Raw genomic sequence first — 16673 nt, 5'->3', positions numbered from 1 at the left:
AACCATGACACCCGATAGCCACCCGCACCCCGGCGGGGAATTCGCCGCCGCCTGGTCCGGCCGGGTGCCGGGGCCGATGACGCACCCCGGACCCCGGCACAACACCTGGGACGCGCCCGCGCAGGCGGCCCCCGGCCGATCCGGCGCCCCGGTGCCGGTCGCCGCGGTGCTCGACACTCTCTGGGCCACCCGCGGCCTCCACCCGGACCCCGCCAGCGGGACACCGGGAAGCATCCCGCAACGGGCCATCCCCTCCGCCGGGGCCTGCTATCCGGTGCAGGTGCACCTGCTCTGCGGCACCGACTGCGATGTGCCGCCGGGCATCCACGCCTACAACGCCGGGGACTCCACCGTGCACCTCCGCGCCGAATCTGCGCCGGCCGCGGCCGGCGCCATCCTCGTGTTCACCGTGCTGCCGCAGCGCACCGCGGCGAAGTACCACCACCGTGCGCTGCCGCTGCTGCTCGCCGACACCGCCTACGCGCTGGTGGGAGCGGCCCGCCATGCGGCAGCCCGCGGACTGGAGAGCCGGTGGCTCACGGCGGATCCCGCCACGCTGGCCGCCGCGGCCAGGCTCCCTGGCTATGGGCAGTGGCAACGGCACTGGCCGGACACCGGACCGGAACTGCCCCTGGCCGCACTGGCCGTGGGCACCGGCGGTGACCTGCCGGACCTGGCCCGGTGGGGCGGCGCTGCCGCGCCCGCCGGCCGTCCGCAACCATGCCCCCAGCGGCAACCGCGCACCTTGGCCTGGATTCAACGCTGGGCCGCCGGACCAGGGCTTCTCCACCCCGGGCCTGAACGCGAAATGACGCAGGGTCCCGCGCCCGGGGCGGTGGAACTCTCGCGCCGGCGCAGCCTGCCACTTATCCCGCCGGTTTCCGGCGCCGCGCACCCGGTTCGCCTCCCACACCCGGCGGTGTGGGAGCGGCTGCTGGACGGTTACCCGCTGCCCGCCCCGCCGGGGTGCGGGTACGTGGTCCTGGACCGGGAAGAAATCATCGACCGGAAGCTGCACCTGCACTGCGCGCGACAGGAATGGATCCTGTCGCTGGACGGGATGCTGCTCTTTCGCACCCAGGCCGAACCGGACGAAGCCGCCATGAGGTGGGCCGCCGGGGCCGCCGCCCACTTGCTCTACACCTGCCTGTCCACCGTCCGGGAGCTTGCCTTCCGCCCCGTGGCCGGATGGACCGGGACCCTGGACGGGCTCACCACGCTGCATGCGCTCGGTTTCCGGGCGCAGGAATCGGAAGGACAAACCCATGTTGGTCAATAGGCGCCTGATGGCCCTGACACGCGGCCACCGCCGGAGGCTAAACGCGCTCACCGCCGTGCTCTGCCTGGGCACGGCCAGCTACTGGGCGCAGGGATGGTTCCTCGCCGGCGCGCTCGCCGGGCTGCTGCCCGGCCAGGGCAACACCGGTGTGCAGGTGCTGCACAACCTGCTGGCCGTGCTCGGCTGCGGGCTGCTGCGGGCGGCACTGCAGCAGGTCCAGGCCCGGCTGGCCAGCGGACTGGGCACCGCGGTGCGCCTGGAATTGCGTGCCGCCCTGGCCGCGGCGCTGCTGAGCCCCCAGCGGTTGCGCGACAACTCCGAACGCGGCGGGGCGCGCCGGCTTGCCCTGAGCGAGGGCGCGGACGGCGTGGAACCCTACGTCACCGCGTACATCCCGCATGCGCTGCAGCTGCAGATCCTGTGCCCGGTGCTGCTTGCCGCGGTGGCGGCGCTGAATCCGGTGCTGGCGGCGGCACTCCTGGCCGCCGTCGTGCTCGCCGTGGGCGCGCCGCGGCTGTGGGGCAGGCTGCTGGCCCGGCGCGGATCCACGCACTGGGACTCCTACGAGGCCCTGGGCGCCGACTTCCTCGAGGCACTGCAGGGCATGCGCACGCTGAAGGTCCTTGACGCGGTCCCGCGCTTCCGGGCCAGGCTGCAGACGCGCTCCGACGCCCTGCACCGCGCCACCGTCGCGACCATGAGGGTGTCGCTGGCCGACACCGCCCTGGCGGACCTCGGCATCCAGGCCGGGCTGCTGGCCGCCGCGGCGCTGACCGCGCTCGATGTCCTCGGGGCCCTGCCGTCGGGGCTCGGCGGCTCACCTGCCCTCACCTTCTTCACGCTCATCCTGGCCTCGGAGGTCTTCCGGCCCGTCCGCGACCTGGCCCGCCAATGGCACGCCGGCTACCTCGGCATCTCCGCCCTGGGAAGCATCGACGCTGCCATCGGCGAGAACGATGCCTCCCCGGCCGGGGTGGCCGCGGCAGGTGGCCACACCGCCGGCGACCGGCGGGCCGGCGGGCACACGCTCGGGCTGGAAAACCTGTCCTTCCGCTACGGCCCCGATGCGCCTTGGGTGCTGCGCGGGGCCACCGCGCGCATCCAACGCGGCGGGATCACGGCACTTGCAGGTCCCTCGGGCACCGGGAAAAGCACACTCTTTGACATCCTGCTCGGCTTCCTTCCCGCCGGCGGGCACTGCCTGCTGGACGGCCGTCCGCTGCAAGCGGCGGACGTGAGCGTCGTCTCCCAACACAGCTACATGTTCCCCGGCACCATCCGGGCGAACCTGGCGGCCGTGCGCCCCGGGGCCACCGAGGCGGACATGCGCGGCGCGCTGGCGAAGGCCGGGCTGGCGCGCGAGCTCGACGCGTGGCCGGCCGGCCTGGACACCGTCCTCGCCGAGGCCGGGCACTCGGTCTCCGGCGGGCAGCTGCAGCGCCTGGCCGTCGCCCGCGCCATCCTGGCCGACCGTCCGGTGCTGCTGCTGGACGAACCCACCTCTGCCCTGAACCCGGAACTGGCCGCCGAGCTCATGGAGTCCTTGCGCGCCGAGGCCCGGCACCGCATCGTGGTGATGATCGCCCACCGCGCCGAGGCCCTGGACGCTGCCGACACCGTGCTGCGGCTGCACGAGGGCAGCCTGCGCGAAACCATCCCGACCACGTCCCCGGAGGCACCATGAGTCCGCAGAACACCGACACGTCCACGCGCCGGCACGACCCGCTGTGGGGGCTGCTCCCGCACCTGGCCGAACACCGCCTCGCCCTGGCCTGGACCGGAGTGGTGGGCATTGCAAACAACCTGGCCCTGGTCTTCCTGGCCGTGGCGGGCTCATACGCTGTGACGCTCGCCTTGGTCGAGGGGCGGCTGGCGCCGGGCGGCTGGTGGATTGCCGGGGCCGCCGCGGTGCTGCTGCGCGCGGTGCTGACCTGGCACGAGATGGACCTGTCGCACTCGATTGCCTACCGCGTGCTCGCGGCGCTGCGCATGGGCCTCTTTGACGGGTTCTCCCGCGGCGTGCCCTCCCGCACGCCCGGCCAGCACACCGGACGGCTGGCGGCCACCGCCATGGGGGACACCGAGAAGCTCGAGTTCTTCTACGCCCACACGCTCACCCAGCTGGCCGGCGCCTTGGTGCTGCTGGCCGGCGGCACCGCGACGCTCTACCGGATCGGCGGCACACTGGCCGCCGGATGGCTGCTGGGCCTGGCCGCCCTGGTGCTGCTCACCCTGCCGTGGCTGCGCTCCAACGCCCGCCTGGGCCAGGAGGTCCAGCGCGCCAAGTCCGACCAGTCCGCCCTCGCCGTCGACCTGCTCGCCGGGTCCCGCGAGATCCTCGGCTTCGGATTGCAGGAACAGGTCCAACGCCAGCTCGCCGCGGCAACCCGCACCGTCGCCCGGGCGGAGCGGCGGCTGAAGGCACGGGAAAGCGCCGCGGCCAGCGTGCGCGAACTGTGCTCCCTGGGCATCCTGGTCGTGGTGTTCCTCGCGGCCTGGAACCAGCCCGGGCTTGACCGCCTGTGGATCCCGGCGGTGGTCGCCGGCACCCTCACCCTGCTCTCCCCGCTGATGGAGGCCGTTGCCGTGCTCACCCAATTGCAGCCGCACCGTGCCGGCGCGGCCCGCGTGCTGGAGGGAATCTCCATGCCGGCGGAGGGGGCCCGGGCCACTGCCCCCGTCGCGTTCGCCGCGGACGGACCGCTGGGGCTCGAGGTCGACGGCGCAAGTTTCTCCTATCGCGACGGTGCGCCGGCGCTGGAACCGACCTGGCTCTCGGTGGCCCCGGGGGAGCACCTGGGCATCTCGGGCAGCTCGGGGTCCGGAAAGACCACCCTGGCCCGGCTGCTGGTGAGACTCTGGTCCCCGGATGCCGGAAGCATCGCCCTGGTTCCGCGCACTGGTGTGCCCGTGGATGTGGCGTCCATCGAGGAGCACGACTTCCGCTCGCTGGTCACCCTGGTGGAGCAGGACGCCACCATCTTCCACGGTTCCCTGTTGGAGAACATGCGCCTCGCGGTTCCCGGCGCCACGGCCGCCGAGGCCGGGGAAGCCCTGCGCCGCGCCGGACTCCACCTCGAGCCGGGCCGCTGGCCCGCCGGCGTGCACAGCATGGTGGGTGAGACCGGCTCCGGGGTGTCGGGCGGGGAACGCGCCCGCATCGCCCTGGCCCGGGCGCTGCTGCTGCGGCCCCGGGTGCTGGTGCTGGACGAAACCACCGCCTCCCTGGATGCGGCAACCGAGGCCCTCCTGCTCGACGCGGTGGCGGCGCTGGCCGGGGACACCACCGTCATCACCATTTCGCACCGCGAATCCACGCTGGCGCGCTGCGACCGCAGGGTTGCGCTCGCCGGGCTTCAGTCCGCGCCCCTGGCGCAGCCCGCATAGCGGGGCCCGGATTCCGGGTTCGACCGGCCGGGGGCCTTGGCGGTGTACCCCGTGCGGGCGGCCGGCGTGGGCGGGCGGGCCCGCCGGGTGGACAGGCGGCCCCCGCCACCCACCGAGGGAGCCTGGCACACGGCTGCCGGGCCCGGGCGGGTAGCATCGGAGGGTGCAATTCGCCGCGCCCGCGGGTGAATGTGCAGCAACCTTCCCGCCGCGCCGATCCAAGGAATCCGATCCAGTTGAACAAGAAAACGCTCAAAGACGAAGGGTTCACCGGATTCCGGCCCATCACGGGCCTCGAGATCAACCGGATTCCGCAACACCAGGGACTGTTCGCCGTGTTGCGGCCCGAGGGGTTTGAGCCGCGGTACCTGGCCAGGAGCACCGCCGGAATCTTCAAGAAGAAGAATCCCACCCTTCCGGCGGCCGGGCTTGCCGCCGAATGGGTGGACGACGCCGAGGTCCTCTTCATCGGCAAGGCAGGACCGGGCAGCAAGGGAAACCGCGGGCTTCGACGCCAGATCCAGGAATTTGTGGACTTCGGCAAGGGAAAGCCGCCGGGTCACTGGGACGGCCGGTTGGTCTGGCAGCTGGCGGAGGCCGGGAGCCTTCTGGTGGCCTGGAAGGAACTTCCGGTCGAGGAGCTCAACGCGGCCCAGGCCGACTGCCATGCGCGATTCCGCCAAGCGCACGGCAGGCTGCCGTTCGCCAACCTGGTGCAGGCCCGCGCCTAGGCTCCCCAATCGATTCCGGCTGCCCCGCGCTCCTTACGGTGGGACCAAGGTCCCCGGAATCCCCGGGAGGCCGGCTCCCGGAAACGACGGCAGGGCCCGTCGAGGGGACGGGCCCTGCCTGCACGGCCGCAGCCGGGTCGATCTGCCTAGAACGCGTCGGGGTGAAGCCCCTTGGCGATCTGCTCCACGGCCCGGATGTTGCCCCAGGTTCCCGGCATGACGTCATCGGAGTCGATTGGCACCAGGCGGTTGTTCTTCACCGCATCCAGCTGCGGGAACTTGGCCTTCAGGAAGTCGAGCGTCGCCTTCTCGTGGGCCTTGTTGAGCGTGGTGAAGACGATGACGTCCGGGTTCTTCGCCACGAGCGTCTCGGGGGAGATGACCGAGGAGAAGAACTGGGCGAAGGCCTTGTCGTCGGGGCTGAAGACGTTCTCGCCGCCGGCGACCTCGATCATGTTGTATTCGATGCCTGCCCCGATGGCCGAGACCGTGTTGCCCTCCACGAAGAGTTCCGCCACGGTCGGCCTGGCCAGCCCGGCCACACGCTGGCCGACGCCGTCGAGCGCGCCCTTCGCCTCGGCCGCAAGCCTGGCGGCGGCATCCGGCGCCGCGAAGACAGCCCCCATGTTCTCGATGTCGGTGAGCAGGTCGCTCACCTCGGCGCTGCCGCGGCGCTCGGAGCAGCCGGCGGTGGCAATGTAGGCCTGCGCGCCGGCGGCCGCCAGCTGGTCGATGCCGGCGAATCCCTGCTCGGCGGTGAATTCGTAGCTGGTGGGGGAATAGACCAGGTCCGGGGCGACGCCCAGCAGCACCTCGCGGGAGGGCGGGCCCTGCTCGCTCAGCTGCGTGGCGGTGCCAAGGTCCGCGAGTTCGGGCATCAGTTCCCGGCCCTTGCTTTGTGCCTCGGCCACCACCTTGTCCGCCTGGCCCAGGCGCACCAGCATCTCGGACTGGCCCGGGGTCATGGCCACAGCACGCTGCGGAACCCCGGCAAAGTCCAGGGTGCGGCCGCAGTTCTCGATGGTTGTCGCGGCACCGGCCGAGGCTGCGGGCACGGTGGCGGAGACGGCCTGGCCGCAGCCGGCCAGCAGCGTGCCGCCGAGCAGCAGGCCGGAAATCAGGGGCAGGGTCTTGTTGTTCATGCGTGTTCCTTGAGTGGTTCGGTGTGGTGGTTGGCTTGTGGTTGCGCGCCGGGCGCCTCGGCGCGAAGCTTCGCGACGGCGATCAGCGGGCGGCCGGTGAGCGGGTGCTCGAGCCGGGCAGAGTCCACGCCGAAGCCGGCGCGAATGGTCTCCTCGTCGAGCACCTCGTGCGGGCGGCCGATGCCCTGCAGCCGACCGGCCCGCAGCAGGGCCACGTTCTCGCAGAATTCGCTCGCGAGGTTCATGTCGTGCAGGGCCGTGAGGACCGTGAGGCCGCGGGAGGTGGCCAGGGTCATGAGCTCGAGCTGGAAGGCGATGTCCAGGTGGTTGGTGGGCTCGTCGAGCACCAGCACCGGGGTCTGCTGCACCAGGGTCCGGGCCAGCAGCACGCGCTGCTTTTCCCCGCCGGAGAGCCCGGCGAAGTAGCGCGAGGCCAGGTGCGCGGCGCCGACCTCGCGCAGCGCGGCGTCGATCAGTTCGTGGTCGGCGGCCGAGTCGGCGCCGAAGCCGCGCTGGTGCGGCACCCGCCCCAGCATCGCCATCTCGCGGACGGTGATCGGGAATTCCTGGGTGGATTCCTGGGCCATCACGGCGATCCGCCGGGCCACCTCGCGCCCGTTCAGTGTCCTGATGTCCTCCCCGTCAACCCGCACGACGCCCGCGGAGGGCTTTTGCGCGCGGTACAGGGTGCGCAGCAGCGTCGACTTGCCGCAGCCGTTGGGTCCCAGGATTCCCAGCACCGTGCCGGAGGGCACCGCCAGGGACACGTTGTCAACGATCCGCCGGCCGCCGATCTCGACGGACACGTTTTCGAAGGAGACGTTCACTGTCCCACCCCCGCCGCGCGGGCACCGGAGGTGCGCATGAGCCAGAGGAAGAAGGGTGCGCCGACCGCCGCGGTGAGGATGCCCAGCGGTATCTCCGCTGGCTGGGCCACGGAGCGGGCCAGCAGGTCGGTGAGCATCAGGAAGAGCGCGCCGCCCAGCACCACCAGCGGCAGCATCCGCCGGTGGTCCGAGCCGACGATCATGCGCACCGCGTGCGGCACGACCAGGCCCACGAAGCCGATGCCGCCGCACACCGCGACGGTGGTGGCGGTCAGCAGCGCGGTGGCGAGCAGCAGCGTGCGGCGCATGGAGGTGACGTTCACGCCCAGTGCGATGGCCGTCTCGTCCCCGGCCAGCATCGCGTTCAGCGCGCGGGAGCGGGCCATCGCGTAGATTCCCACCACCGCCAGCGCGAGCCCGGGCAGCACCAGCTGGCCGTAGCTGGCGGCGGAGACGGAACCGAGCAGGAAGAAGAGCACGGAGTAGACGTTCTGCGCCTCGGTGGTGATGGTCAGGAAGTTGGTGATGGCCGCCAGCAGCGAGCCCAGGGCGACGCCGGCGAGGATCAGCCGGGAGGGCGCGATGATCCCGCCCTGCTTGGCCAGCAGGTACACCAGCACGGTGGCCCCGGCGGCGCCGAGGAAGGCTGCCGCATTTAGGCCGATGCCCGCCATGGCGGTGGAGCCGGCGACGATGGCCAGCACCGCGCCGACCCCGGCGCCGGCGGAGACGCCCAGGATGTAGGGCTCGGCCAGCGGGTTGCGGACGTTGGTCTGCAGCAGCGCACCGGCCAGGGCCAGGGAGGCCCCGGCGATGCCCGCCAGCAGGGTGCGCGGCAGGCGGAAGTTCCAGACGGCCTGGTCCTGCGAAACGGTGATGGACCCGTCGCTCATCCATGCCATGCCCGGAATGAGGTGGCCGGTGATGATCTTCGCGGCCTCGGGCAGGCTGGTGGCCAGCGGGCCGGTGCCGGCGGAGAGCAGGATGACCAGCACGATGCCGGTGGCCAGCAGCGAGGTGGTGCCGTGCCGCCGCCAGGCGGAGGGCCTGTGCGGCGGGGGCTGTAAGGAAGGGGCCGCGGGGCGCGGGGGGTCCAGGGTGGTTATCGGGGAAGCATTCACTCACGACACGTTATCGCATATGAGAATCATTCGCTTTAGTGTTACGCCTTGCCGGACACGGTTTGCCGCTGTGGGTCACCGGGCACTACGTCGAAAATCCGCCGATATCGGGATTCTCGGTTTTCCGCTACCGCCCAACCGAAGTAGCCAGGGTGCGCTGCGAGCCCAACGCCGGGATCCCGTTCCTTGTACTCGCGTACGCCGGCGGGCGGTGGACCGCACCGTCAACGGAGTCCGGGCCGAACGGGGATCGTGCCAGCGGCCACCGCGACCACCCCGGGTATTCCCGGCCGTCACGACAGGCCACGGGACCACTTGAAAGGCGAGTGCCCTGCGCTTAAGCTGGGGCACCCCAAGGCAAAGGAGAGACCCGTGGGCAACGTGGTCATGTACGGCTCGGTGTCGGTGGACGGCTTCGTCGCGGACGGGAACGACCAGCCCGGACCGCTGTTCGACTGGCTGACCGGCGGCGACGTCCCGCTGGACGAGGGCGGCGTGTTGAAGGTGTCGCAGGCCTCCTACGACTACACCCGTGCGTACTGGGACCGGATCGGGGCGACCATTGTCGGCCGACACGTCTTTGACATGACGGACGGCTGGGACGGGATCCCTCCGGGCGGGGTGGCCCACGTGGTCGTCGTGACGCACCGCCCGGCGCCCGAGGGCTGGGACCCGGAGGCGCCGTTTCACTTCGTCGACGGCGTCGAGGCGGCCGTGGCCAAGGCCCAGGAGCTCGCGGGTGAACGCATCGTCGAGGTCTCCGTTGGCGATGTCGGGGGCCAGGTGCTTGCCGCGGGCCTGGTCGACGAGGTGCGCATGGATGTCGTACCCGTCGTGTTCGGGTCGGGCAAGCGCTTCTTCGGGTCGGTCCATGCACAGCAGCTGTTGGGGGATCCCGACGTGGTGATCCAGGGCAACCGGGTGCTGCACCTGCACTATGTGGTGCGCCGTTGACCGATGCGGGCAGGTGCGCGAAGCAGCCCCGGGACAGGGGCGACGGCCGATATCCGGCAGGCGATTGCACCCCCACCGTTGAAGAGCCCGTTGAGGGGAGAGCCCCAGGCCGTCAATCGGCGGGATTCGCGACCTGCAGTGGCGTCTGCGCCGGGGCCCCGTGGCGCCGCCAGAGGAAGAATCCGAGCACGACGATGGCAACCGAGAGAAGCAGTCCCGTGGCCGGCACCTGCACGAAGAGCGGGACGAACGAGACCAGTGCGCCCGCGAGGAGAAGTCCCGCGGCGTATCGCGGATAGACGGGGGCACGGAGTGTCGCAATGGCGAAGAGAACCCAGCCGACGGCGGCGAGCAGGAAGGAGAGTGCGAATCCCGTGAATCCCAGCTCTCCGGTCGCCAAATCGGGGGCCTGGACCGCCAGGTCGGGGACCACGAAGAACTCGAACCAGAGCGCCCCCACGCTCAGCGCGGTCCCGGCGAAGGCGAGCAGGAATCCGGCAAAGCCAAGAATCCCCGCGGCCCGGGACTCACTGGCGTACAGCCCGGTCAACCCGAGCAGCAGCAACACGGTGCCGAGCAGGTAGAAGCCAAACACGATTCTCTGTGAGGCGCCGCCGGCCGCTTCGGCGGCCTCCAGGTCGACCACCAGGCTCATCACATCCCCGATGACGGAAAGAACCCCTGCCGCGATAGCGGCCAAACCGGCTAACCGGAGCAGCTTCTCAGATGACATGGAACGGTACCTCTCGACGTCATTGTCGGAATCCGAACCGTACGCTGCGAGCCATCGGCTGGCAGCGTCCGTTGCGCCGACCATACAGTTCCAGCCCATGGGCTGGCAAGATTTCCCGAAGACCGATTAAGGGCCGCCGCGGGGCTGGAGACGTTGCCCCCATTGGGAACCTGCGCGGGTCGGCGGGGGATCTGATTGGGGGCACGGGGCGTGGTTCACGGAATCCGCCGGGAGCCATGCCGTCAGGCACGGTCCGCCGGGGTCGGTGGCGCGTCAAGCGCCTAGGGGTCGTACATGGGACCGGGAGTTTCGTCGCTTTCCAGCGGCTTGAGTTCCTCGTCCCCGAGGTAGAGGTTGGTGCCGGTGCGGTCCTTGAGAGTGATCGTGGCGACCAGCGAAACCGCGACGAGCAGGAACAGGTAGGTCGACACCGCGACCGTGGTGTTGAACGAGCCCACGAGGGCGGTGGCGATGGTGGGGGCAAACGCCCCGCCGAGCACCGCGCCCAGGGCGTAGCTGATGGAGGAACCGCTGAGCCGGATGCGGGCGGGGAACAGCTCGGCATAGAGGGCCGGCAGCGGCCCGTAGGACAGGCCCATCACCGCGCCGAAGACGATCAGCGCCAGGGCAACCATGGCGATGTCCCCGGTGTCGATGAGCAGGAAGAGCGGGTAGAGCCAGACGAGCATGGCGACCCAGCCGATGATGTACATCTTGCGCCGGCCGATGCGGTCCGAGGCCACCCCGGAGACCCAGGTGGAGACCAGCCAGGCCACCGAGCCGATAGTGATGATGTTCAGGATGGTGCCGGCGTCCAGTCCCAGGCGCTTGGTGGCGTAGCCGAGAATGAAGCCGCCGGTGAGCATGTAGCCGGCGGCGTTGTTGCCCATGAAGACCAGCGTGGCCTGGACGACCTTGCCGGGGTGGTGGCGGAAGAGGGTGGCCAGCGGCGCAGTCTCGGTCTGCTTCGTGGCCTCCATCTGGTGGAAGACCGGAGACTCCTCGACCCGGGTGCGGATGTAATGCCCGATCAGGATCAGCACGAAGCTCAGCAGGAAGGGCACCCGCCAGCCCCAGGCCAGGAACTGCTCCTCGGTCAGCGCCGCGGCGAAGATCGCCGTGACCCCGGCAGCCAGCAGCATGCCGGCGGGAACACCCAGCTGCGGGAAGGCCCCGAACTTGCCGCGGCTTTGGGCCGGGGCATGCTCGACGGCCATCAGCGCCGCCCCGCCCCACTCGCCGCCGGCGGAGAATCCCTGGACGATGCGCAGGAACACCAGCAGGATCGGAGCCCACACCCCGATGGTGGCGTAGGTGGGCAGCACGCCGATCAGGGTGGTGCCGGCACCCATCAGGATCAACGTGATGATCAGCACGACCCGGCGCCCGTAGCGGTCCCCGATCCTGCCCATCACCACCGCGCCGAAGGGGCGGAAGAGGAAGCTGATGCCCACGGTGGCGAACGAGACGATCGAGGCGAGCGTGCCCTCCAGCCGCGAGAAGAACAGCGGGGCCAGGACCAGGGCGGCGGCGTTGGCGTAGATGAAGTAGTCGTACCACTCGACCGTGGTGCCGATCATGGTGGCCCCCGCCACCCGGCGCTGTTCGGGGGTCATCCGCTGGGAGGCCGTCGGTGTGGTGCCCATGAGCATTCCTTTGTCCGGGGATGAGGGTCCCGGGTCCGGTGGGCCGCGGTGCCACTCGCCTAATGCTCACATTGTAGGACTTCCCCCACCCTGGGGCGAGGGTTGCCGAAGCCCGGGAAAAGCGCCCATGAAATGGGGTTCCCCGCACCGGCTTTCGGCTCCCGGGTGGCCTCAGGCCGAGGCCCGCCGGTTGCGCCGGCGCCGGCGCAGGACCAGGTACAGCCCGAGTCCCACGCAGAGCAGGTAGATCCCGGCGACGGCCGTCCACCCCAGCGCAAAGCCGCCGGCCGAGCCGACAAGGGTCCCCATGACCAGCGGGCCAACCGTGAAGCCGCCAAACTGCCCTGCGGTGACCATCCCGGTGGCCATGCCCATCGAGGAGGACGGGACGCTGCGCACCACCGCGGCCATCAGCACCACCGAGACCCCCAGCGCAGAGGCCCCGTGCAGGGCCACGGCCAGCCACAGCAGCGGCGCCGACCCGGTGGCGCCGGCGGCCAGGAACACCCCGGCCCCGGCGAGCGCCAGGCCCGCCAACAGCAGCAGGAGCGGCGGGGCTGCCATGCCGCGGGACATCATCCGTCCCCACCCCACGCGCGCGGCCACGCCGATCGCCCCGGCCGCAGCGGCTGCCACGCCGCCGAGCACCAGGGAGAAGTCGAGTTCGCGCACCGCATAGAGCGAGAGGTAGACGTTGGTGGCCTGCACGCCCATGCCGTTGACGAAGCCGAAGGCGGCGAGCGCCCAGATCAGGAACCTGGTGCTCGGCGCTGCCGGGGCCGGGCCGCCGGCGGGCAAGTCGCCCACGGGTATCGGGACCCTTGGCAGCAGCGGGACGGCCTTGAGCACGCGCAGCGACACCACGCCCAGCAGCACCGCGGCCGCGGCACCCGCGCCGCTGGCCCCGTGCCAGCCGATCCAGGCGGCCAGGGCAGGGAAGCCGAGGCTTGCCACCAGCTGGCTGACCTGCACGCCGGATTGCTTGATGCCGATCCAGCCGATGCGCTGTTTTTCCGGGACGCGTTCGGCCAGGATGCGGTTGGTGACGCCGTTGGGGAAGGACTGGGCAAGGCCGGCAAGGCCCGAGGCCACCAGCAGCAGCGCGTAGCCGCCGGGGATCGCGGCGAGCAGCAGGGACAGCGTGGCCAGCGCGAAGACCAGCGCCAACAGGCGGGAATCGGGCTGCCGGTCGGTGAAGCGGCCAAAAGCAGCATTGCCGATGGCCCCCGCGCCGAAGCAGACGGTGGCGAGCAGGCCGAATTGCGCCTCGCTGATTCCCAGCTCGGTGATGACCAGCGCGCTGACGGCGCTCAGCCCGTAGGTCAGCAGGGGGCCGATGCCGACGGCGACCAGCAGGATCGCCAGCAGGGAGTATCCGGGCCGCCCGGCGGGTTCCTTCATCCAGGCTCTCCTCAAGTCAGTATGGCATTCCGGGGGATCCCGGTCACCGGGCTCCAGTGTTTCACATCGGCGGCCGGTGGCCGGTTCCGTCTCAGAGACCTTGAATGCCTCCCTGCCCGGTGCTAGACCTGAAGGCACATGGCACCGGCCCCGGCGCCGGCGCGGATTCCAACCGGGCCGCAGGCGGTCCGACGAAGGGGGACCTGGTTCTCATGGCAGGCAAGCCGCTGAAGGACGACGTCACCGACGAGGGGCTGGTGGTGGGCCCGCCCAAGCGCAGCGCGGGGGGACTGCCGGGCCTGCTGGCGTCCATTCCGCTGGCCCTGGGGGAGATGGGCCCGCGGCGGGCGGCCGGCACGCTGCTTCACATGAACCAAAAGGACGGCTTTGACTGCATGAGCTGCGCCTGGCCCGATCCGCCGCACCGCAAGGTCGCCGAGTTCTGCGAGAACGGGGCCAAGGCGGTGGCCTGGGAGGCCGACCCGCTGAAGGTGCCCACCGCGTTCTGGGCGGGGCACCCGGTCTCCGAGCTCAGGGAACGCAGCGAATATTGGCTCGGGCAACAGGGCCGCCTGGTCGAACCGGTCTACAAGCCCGCCGACAGCGAACACTACCGCCCGATCTCCTGGGAAAACGCGTTCGGCCTGATCGCCAGGGAACTGCACTCGCTGGCTTCCCCCGACGAGGCGACCTTCTACACCTCGGGCCGGGCCAGCAACGAGGCTGCCTTCACCTACCAGCTCTTCGTGCGGGCGTTTGGCACCAACAACCTGCCCGACTGCTCGAACATGTGCCACGAGTCCACGGGCGTGGCCATGGCCGAAAGCATCGGGGTGGGCAAGAGCGCGATTGCGTACGGGGACTTCGCCAAGGCCGACCTGATCATCATCATGGGGCAGAACCCCGGCACCAACCACCCGCGCATGCTCACCGCGCTGGAGGAGGCCAAGGCGGCCGGGGCCTCCATCGTGGCGATCAACCCGCTGCCGGAGGCCGGGCTGATCAACTTCAGGAACCCGCAACGCCCGCGCGGCCTGGTCGGGCGGGGCACGGACCTGGCCGACGCCTACCTGCAGATCCGCCTGGCCGGGGACATGGCGCTGATGCAGGCGCTGGCCAAGCGGGTCTTCGAGGCCGAGGACGCCGCTCCCGGCTCGGTGCTGGCCCACGACTTCCTGGCGGAGCACTGCATCGGGCTTCAGGCCTACCGGGACCACCTGTCCACCCTGGAAGAGGCCGACGTGCTGGCCGCCACCGGCCTGGAGAGCGCGCAGATCGACGACCTGGCCCGGCGCTACCTGCTGGCCGACCGCGTCATCATCACCTGGGCCATGGGCCTGACCCAGCACACCAAGGCGGTGGACACGATCAAGGAGATCATGAACGTGCTGCTGCTGCGCGGAAACATCGGGCGCCCCGGCGCCGGACCCTGCCCCATCCGCGGGCACTCCAACGTCCAGGGGGACAGGACCATGGGCATCTGGGAGCAGATGCCGCGCCCCTTCATGGACAAGCTGGCCGCCGAGTTCCACTTCGACCCGCCGCGGGAACACGGGTGCGACGCGGTGCAGAGCATCCAGGGCATGGCCGAGGGGCGGATCAAGGTGCTCATCGCCCTGGGCGGGAATCTGGTCCACGCCATTTCCGACACCAACGCGGCCCAGGAGGCCATCGCCTCCACGCGGCTCTCGGTGCAGATTTCCACCAAGCTCAACCGCTCCCACGCCTACACCGGGGCCGCCGCCCTGATCCTGCCCACCCTGGGGCGCAGCGACGTCGACGTGCAGAAATCCGGGGTCCAGTTCGTCACCGTGGAGGACACCGTCTGCGCGGTGCACGCCTCCCAGGGCCGGGTCATGCCCGTCTCCGACAAGATGCTCTCGGAGGTTGCCATCATTTCGCGCCTGGCCCGCCGGGTGCTGGGGCCCGAGCACCCCTTCGGCTGGGAGGAATTCGAGGAAGACTACGACACGATCCGCGAGCACATTTCGAACGTAGTGGACGGCTTCGAGGACTTCAACGCGAAGGCGCGCCGCCCCGGCGGCTTCGTCCTTCCCCACCCGCCGCGGGACGAGCGGCGCTTCCCGACCCCCAGCGGCAAGGCGGTGATCACCGTCAACGAGCTGGCGACCATCCAGCTGCCCAAGGATCGGCTGATCCTGCAGTCCCTGCGCTCGCACGACCAGTTCAACACCACCACCTACTCGCTGAACGACAGGTACCGCGGGGTGCATAAGGGACGCAACGTCATCTTCGTGAACCCCGAGGACCTCGCCGCGCTGCACCTGGCCGACGGCGGCTACGTGGACGTGCACTCGGAAGCCGGCGACGGGGTGGATCGGGTGCTGCGCGGATTGCGGATCATTTCCTACCCCAGCGCCCGCGGCTGCGCGGCGACCTATTTCCCCGAGGCCAACGTGCTCGTTCCGCTGGCCGCGACGGCCCAGGGATCGAACACCCCGGTGTCCAAGGCAATCATCGTGCGCCTGGAACCCGCGGCGGCGCCGGACTTCGGCTAGGGGGCGGGCGCCCCTACCGGAAAGGCGCCGGCTCCTCGGGTCCCTGGTCCAGGCGGAACGGCGGATAGGCATCGGTCAGCAAGGCCGTGTAGGCCACGGTCCGCTGGATCCAGCGGTTCAGCCCCAGCAGCAGGTCGAACAGACCCTGGCGGTATGTGCCGGTGAAAAGCAGGATGGCGCCGGCGACCAGCACCAGCACGCCGAGCAGGGAGATGCCGGAGGCGTCAGACGAATCGGTGGACCACGTTCCCCCGGACAGCGCGGCGATGACCAACAGGTGCGGCAGCGCGAGCAGCCAGGACTTCACCAGCACCTTCCAGCGCGAAAGCCGTGCCGGATAGGCGACATCGAATTGGGCGGCATAGGGCGCACGCGCGAGGGTGAACGGCGGATAGCTGTCGGTGCCCAGCACCCCGAAGGCGTAGAAGGACACCCGCCATTGCCAGCGCAGCACCCCGACGCAGTACTGGAACCACGCGGCGGGATAGCGCCCGGTCGCCAGGATCACCAGGCCGGCCGCGATGCTCACCACCGGGAAGGCGATCCACAGCAGGAAAAGCACCAGCACGTGCGGGATGGCCAGGAACCACTTAACCAGCCACTTCCAGCGCGAAAGACCCGGGTCGAGGTGCCCGGACAGCCGCACGGGACTTACCTGGCCCGGCCCCGGTTCGCCGCTCTCCCGCGGGGCGCCGTCCGCGATGCCGCGGCCCAGCCCCGCGGCGCCGACGAGGATGGCCGCGATGCCCAGGCCCGTCCCGGCCAGGACGGCCGCGAGGGCCAGTTCAAGGTCGGGGAGGGCACCAATGGCCAGGGATCCGAGGGAAGCGAGAACCAGCAACGCCCCCATCAGGAGCAGGGCCAGGTGGATCCCGGACATGTGCCCGGCGGAAGGGGAAGGAGCGGTGGGTGCTGGTTGGGCGGTCATGGCGT

13 protein-coding genes are annotated in these 16673 nt (G+C 70.7%); 6 read left to right on the top strand and 7 right to left on the bottom strand.

The features are described from left to right. The first annotated feature begins 4 nt into the window (after positions 1–4). The 4 genes from KRR55_RS06570 (at position 5) to KRR55_RS06555 (ending at position 5397) form a co-directional block, all read left to right on the top strand. Complete coding sequence (locus KRR55_RS06570; protein WP_217388232.1) at positions 5–1279, top strand: nitroreductase family protein; 1275 nt, start codon at positions 5–7, stop codon at positions 1277–1279. After that, positions 1266–2963, top strand: a complete 1698-nt coding sequence (locus KRR55_RS06565; RefSeq protein ID WP_217388231.1) for an ABC transporter ATP-binding protein/permease — start codon at positions 1266–1268, stop codon at positions 2961–2963. Before KRR55_RS06570 ends, KRR55_RS06565 begins: the two co-directional genes overlap by 14 nt. Further along, positions 2960–4666 carry an ATP-binding cassette domain-containing protein gene (locus KRR55_RS06560; protein WP_217388230.1) on the top strand — a complete coding sequence of 569 codons (1707 nt, stop codon included), beginning with the start codon at positions 2960–2962 and terminating at the stop codon, positions 4664–4666. The genes KRR55_RS06565 and KRR55_RS06560 overlap by 4 nt, the downstream gene beginning before the upstream one ends. A 230-nt stretch (positions 4667–4896) precedes the next feature. Continuing rightward, positions 4897–5397, top strand: a complete 501-nt coding sequence (locus KRR55_RS06555; RefSeq protein WP_217388309.1) for a hypothetical protein — start codon at positions 4897–4899, stop codon at positions 5395–5397. A gap of 146 nt (positions 5398–5543) precedes the next feature. On the opposite strand, the gene KRR55_RS06550 is transcribed toward KRR55_RS06555, so the two are convergent. The 3 genes from KRR55_RS06550 to KRR55_RS06540 are packed head-to-tail and all read right to left on the bottom strand — an operon-like array spanning position 5544 to position 8487. Continuing rightward, entirely contained in the window at positions 5544–6539 is a 996-nt protein-coding gene (locus tag KRR55_RS06550) for an ABC transporter substrate-binding protein (protein ID WP_217388229.1), read from the bottom strand. Beyond that, the gene (locus tag KRR55_RS06545; RefSeq protein ID WP_217388228.1) at positions 6536–7366 is read right to left on the bottom strand and encodes an ABC transporter ATP-binding protein; all 831 of its coding nucleotides are present in this window, start codon (positions 7364–7366) and stop codon (positions 6536–6538) included. Before KRR55_RS06545 ends, KRR55_RS06550 begins: the two co-directional genes overlap by 4 nt. Further along, positions 7363–8487, bottom strand: a complete 1125-nt coding sequence (locus KRR55_RS06540) for a FecCD family ABC transporter permease (RefSeq protein WP_336245048.1) — start codon at positions 8485–8487, stop codon at positions 7363–7365. The genes KRR55_RS06545 and KRR55_RS06540 overlap by 4 nt, the downstream gene beginning before the upstream one ends. Before the next feature lie 372 nt (positions 8488–8859). Between KRR55_RS06540 and KRR55_RS06535 the strand changes: the two genes are divergently transcribed. Beyond that, a complete protein-coding gene (locus KRR55_RS06535; protein ID WP_217388227.1) occupies positions 8860–9441 on the top strand; it encodes a dihydrofolate reductase family protein in 582 nt (193 codons plus the stop codon). A gap of 112 nt (positions 9442–9553) precedes the next feature. On the opposite strand, the gene KRR55_RS06530 is transcribed toward KRR55_RS06535, so the two are convergent. From KRR55_RS06530 to KRR55_RS06520, 3 genes are all read right to left on the bottom strand, one after another. Then, complete coding sequence (locus KRR55_RS06530) at positions 9554–10174, bottom strand: hypothetical protein (RefSeq protein WP_217388226.1); 621 nt, start codon at positions 10172–10174, stop codon at positions 9554–9556. A gap of 281 nt (positions 10175–10455) precedes the next feature. Then, complete coding sequence (locus tag KRR55_RS06525; RefSeq protein ID WP_254455861.1) at positions 10456–11820, bottom strand: MFS transporter; 1365 nt, start codon at positions 11818–11820, stop codon at positions 10456–10458. Between the two features lie 171 nt (positions 11821–11991). Beyond that, complete coding sequence (locus KRR55_RS06520; protein ID WP_217388224.1) at positions 11992–13221, bottom strand: MFS transporter; 1230 nt, start codon at positions 13219–13221, stop codon at positions 11992–11994. A 212-nt stretch (positions 13222–13433) separates the two neighbouring features. Between KRR55_RS06520 and KRR55_RS06515 the strand changes: the two genes are divergently transcribed. Continuing rightward, a complete protein-coding gene (locus KRR55_RS06515; protein WP_217388307.1) occupies positions 13434–15740 on the top strand; it encodes an FdhF/YdeP family oxidoreductase in 2307 nt (768 codons plus the stop codon). 13 nt (positions 15741–15753) lie between these two features. Here the strand turns inward: KRR55_RS06515 and KRR55_RS06510 are convergent, their stop codons facing one another. Next, positions 15754–16668: a DUF4389 domain-containing protein gene (locus KRR55_RS06510; RefSeq protein ID WP_217388223.1), complete on the bottom strand. Its 915-nt coding sequence runs from the start codon at positions 16666–16668 to the stop codon at positions 15754–15756. Between the last annotated feature and the right edge of the window lie 5 nt (positions 16669–16673).

The organism is Paeniglutamicibacter quisquiliarum, from assembly GCF_019084045.1.
Classification (GTDB): Bacteria; Actinomycetota; Actinomycetes; order Actinomycetales; family Micrococcaceae; genus Paeniglutamicibacter; species Paeniglutamicibacter quisquiliarum.
The sequence above is the reverse complement of the archived record's forward strand: the minus strand, read 5'-3'. Positions and strand labels throughout refer to the sequence as shown.